This window comes from Limnohabitans sp. (genome assembly GCF_046052825.1).
Lineage (GTDB): Bacteria > Pseudomonadota > Gammaproteobacteria > Burkholderiales > Burkholderiaceae_C > Limnohabitans.
The window spans coordinates 1-4,385 of record NZ_JAVLFP010000022.1 but is presented as its reverse complement, the minus strand read 5'-3'; the positions used below and the strand labels follow the sequence as shown (position 1 = coordinate 4,385).

Annotated in this window: 2 protein-coding genes; both read left to right on the top strand. The window is 57.4% G+C overall.

All coding sequences use genetic code 11. The features are described 5' to 3' along the window. Positions 1 to 3,228: beta strand repeat-containing protein (locus ACKWJN_RS02690; protein ID WP_408594270.1), on the top strand; the 3,228-nt coding region annotated here is incomplete at its 5' end. A gap of 3 nt (positions 3,229 to 3,231) precedes the next feature. Further along, positions 3,232 to 4,385 (top strand): tetratricopeptide repeat protein (locus tag ACKWJN_RS02685; protein ID WP_408594268.1); only part of this gene is annotated, 1,154 nt, incomplete at its 3' end.

The following is a 4,385-nucleotide window of genomic DNA, read 5'->3' as shown; positions in this document are numbered from 1 at the left end:
ACCACAGGTCAGCAGAGCCTGGTTAACCACAGCAGCACCAGCACCACCGTGGCCGCGACCAGCACCTTGACTTACCGCACTGTCAGTGCGGGCAGCACGGCTTATGTGATTTTTGATTCAGCCAACGCCACATTGTTTGGTACAGCGGTCAACGGCGGTGGCGTAGGGACGGCGTTTACGGATGGCAGCACCTCGGCCAATGATTTGTTCGCCTACAACCTTGCCACGGGCCAGCAAACCCTTGTCAGCCACAGCGGCACCAGCGCCAATATTGCAGGCACAGCGGCCTCTACTTACCGGGCCACCACGGCCGATGGGGCCTATGTCATTTTCTCAGCCTTTGATGCCACCCAGTTCGGCACCACCACCAACGGCAGCACCGGCACGGCTTTCGGTGATGGCAGCACCAGCACCAGCAGCACCACCCTAAGCGGCGATGTTTTTGCCTATAACCTGAGCACGGGTGCCCAGGTGCTGGTCACTCACAGCGGCACCAGCGCCACGACGGCCGGCTCATCCATAACAACAAACTACTTAGGCGTCACTCTTGACGGCGCATATGTGATTTTTTCATCGGTAGATGCCACGCAGTTTGGAACGGCCACCAACGCGGCAACTGGTTCCGCATTCACGGACACCAACACCACCAATGTCACGGACTTGTTGGCCTATAACTTGAGCACTGGCCAGCAATCCCTGGTCAGTCATAGCAATGCTGGCACCACCACGGCTGCCACGTCAGCCGCCAGCTATGCAAGCATCAGCGCGTCCAATTCCAAGTTTGTCTTTTTTACAAGCTCTACTGCCTCCGCGTTTGGCTTTAGCGATAGCACCAACGCCCAGGACTTGTTGGCGTACAACCTGAGCACAGGCGAGCAACTCTTGGTCAATCACAGCAGTGCCAACACCACCACGACTGGCGCTTTAACGAACGCCTATGCAGGGGTGAGCCGTGACGGCTCCTACGTGATGTTCACCGAAGTAAATGCTTCGCTGTTGGGCAACAGCGGTGTTAGCTTTACGGATGGCTACACGGCTTTAGCGGATTTACTTGCCTACAACACATCGAATTACACACAAAGCCTCATCAGTCACAGTGGCACCAGCACTTTGGTGTCAGCCATGGCCACCGTGACCTATCTGTCTGTCACGGCTCAGGGCGAGTATGTGGTGTTTGCTGCCAAGGATGCCAGTTTGTTTGGTACTGCGACCAATACAAGCACGGGTGTTGCATTTACTGATAACGGGAAGGGATTCGACGACTTGTTTGCCTACAACACCAGCACCGGTGAAATCAAGCTCATGACGCACACAGGCAGCATGAGCGGCGGACTTTACACAACCGCTGGTTACGCGTCGTCGGTGACATACAAAGACATCAGCGCAGATGGGCGTTACGCCCTGTTCGAGACGAATGATGCCAGACAATTTGGCAACAACGGGCTGTCGTTGAGCACCAACGAAAAGACGAACGTTTTCAGTTACGAGTTCGCCACCGGAACACTGCGCTGCCTGGCCGCAAATCAAGATTTAACGACAACTGAAGCCTACTATTCGGGAATCAGCGCTGACGGAAATTATGTGTATATGAATGTGTACAACTCGGACTTGACGCGCTTGGCCGACCATACTGGGACTGCTACTTTCACCGGCACTTCCAGCACACCTCAGGTCATGATCTCTACCCGGCTGAATGTTCTGGATTTGGCGACTGCAAGCGACACCGTTACCTCGGCCAGTGGAACGGTCTATGACAACATCACCACCGCGACCAGCTTCACGCTCAATGCTGTGGTGACGGCCAACTTGTCTGTGAAGCTGTATGAAACCATCAACGGCGTCGAAACGGCCATTGGCGGTTTTGTTACCTCCGACGCTGCGGGCTTGGCCACTTTCACAGTGACGGGCTGCAGCATTGGGGCTCACACTTACTTTGTCAAAGACAGCACTGGTCAGGCCATCACTTATCTGGCCGGCACCACCAGTGGGCAGTACCTCACGGTCACGGTCACGGCCGGTCCTTTCATGTCGTCGCTGCAGGCCTTATTGTTCAGCGCCGATGGCGTGCAGCAGGGCGCTTTCAGCACGGACAGTCAAGGCGCTTTGAAGCTGGACTCGGGGGAGGTGGGCACGCGCTCGCTTTTGTTGGTGCTCAAAGACAGCAATGGCGATGCCGCCGATTACCTGGACGAGTTCACCGGCCTGGCCGTGGACTTGCGCAGCGACTTGCGCACCGTCGTCGATGCTGATACCGATGCCTCAGGCGGCGCTTTGGCGGTCAACCCGTTGAGCGAGCTTGCCGTTCGCTTGTGCGAGCAGCACAGTGGCGCCATCCCCAGCCTGGCGCAGTTCAGTGCCATGAAAACGGCGCTGGCCGGCGCTTTCGGCTTGAGCGAGCTGAGCCAGACGGCGGTGGCTGTCAACAGTGCAGACTTTGCCAGCGCCACTGCCGGTGAGCAAGACTATGGCCGCTTGCTCGGCGTGATGTCCACCCTGGACTATATGTTTGGCGATATGGACCAAGCCCTGAAGGCCCTGACCAACCACGCCACGGTGCGCTATGGCGCCGACGGCACACCAGCACAGGTGACGTGGACGGAGGAGATGCAGAGCTGGATCGATATCGCTTGGGTCGGAATGAAGGCTTACACGGCTCACGCCGACAACAACGCGCAGATAGAAGGTCAGGCGGCGCTGCTTCCTGCGCTGAGCGCCCAAGGCGTGTTGCTCGATGCACCCGGCACTGGCAGCACCTTGACCGCTACTGCCAGACAGACGCTCGTCATGGCCGGAGACGGCGATGACAAGATACAGTCTGCTGATGGCCTCCAAACGGTCTTTGGCGGGGCCGGTGTGGACAGCTATGCATTGACAGGGGCGGGGGTGACTCTGGATTTCAGTCGCCTGTATGGGATTGAGCAGATCGACCTTTCGGGCACGGGGAACAACTCGGTGCGCCTGACACTGGACATGGTGCTCAAGCAGGGCGGGCAGGCCAACTGGCTGCAAAGCCATGGTTGGGAAGGCTTGGGCAACACCAATGCGCAGCAACTCGTGATCACCGGTGATGTGGGCGATACCGTCCAGCTCTCGGGCCTGAGCACCAGTGGCAAGAGCGTCGCGCATGCTGGGCATGTGTACCAACTCTATGAGGGCACAAGCGTCTCCCAGGGGTATGTGCAGTTGTTGGTTGACCAAAATCTGGCCGTCTCGACCATGGTTCTTTAAGCCATGCCTGAGGAGCGCAATGTCTTAGGCAGCGATCAACGTGTGGGTGACCGTCGGGATGTAGCCGGGCAACTGATGCAAGCGATGGGCTGTCTGAAGCAAGGCGATGTGCAACAGGCCCAGGCGATGTATGAAGCCGTGTTGGTCGCTGAGCCTGCGCACCCCGTTGCACTCAACAGTCTGGCAGTGCTGATGGCTCAGTCCAAGCAACACGGCCGGGCATTGGCGTTGATGGATCAAGCGGTGCGGGCGCATCCGCACCATCACTTGCTGCACTTCAATCGTGCCTTGATGCTCTATGCGCTGCAGCAACGTCCGGCAGCGCTGGCCGGATTTGAGCGCACGATGTCTTTGCAGCCCGATTTTTTGCCCGCTTTTTTTCAAGCCGGACTGGTCTTGCAGGACTTAGGACAACCCGCTGCTGCGGTGCACCTGTATGACCGCTTATTGGCTCAGCAACCCGAACATGTGCAAGCATGGTTCAACCGAGGTGTTGCGCTATCGGTCATGAAAGACCTGCACCTCGCGATTGACAGCTACGAGCGTGCCTTGGCATTGCAGCCCACGCATGGGGATGCGCACGCTAACCGGGCCAGTGCTTTGTTGGACCTAGGCGATGTTCAGGGCGCGCTCGCCGGGTTTGACTGTGCCATTGCTTTGGCACCCGGTTTGGCGCAAGCCCATAACAACCGTGGGATGGTTTTGCAACGACTCGAGCGCATGGGCGAAGCCAAAGCCGCTTTTGAGACTGCCATAGCCCTGGATGAAGCACTTGTTGAAGCCCATTTCAACCTTGGCATTGCGTTGCAAAAAATGCATGAATTCAGCGCCGCCATTGACTGTTATGACCGTGTCTTGGTCCTGGCCCCCACACACATCGAAGCGTATTCCAACCGAGGCGTAACCTTTCAGCAACTAAGACAGCTAGACAAGGCCCTGGATAGCTACAACAAGGCCATTGAACTGGATATGAATTTCGCGGGAGCCTATGCCAACCGCGGGTTGGTGCTGCACCAGATGCGCCTCTACGATGCCGCACTGAAAAATTATGACCAAGCCATCGCCTTGGAGCCCAATCGGGTGCAAGCACTGGTCGGGCGGGGAATCACCTGTGCGCAGATCCGCCGTTTTGACGAGTCCATGCAAAATTTTGAGCA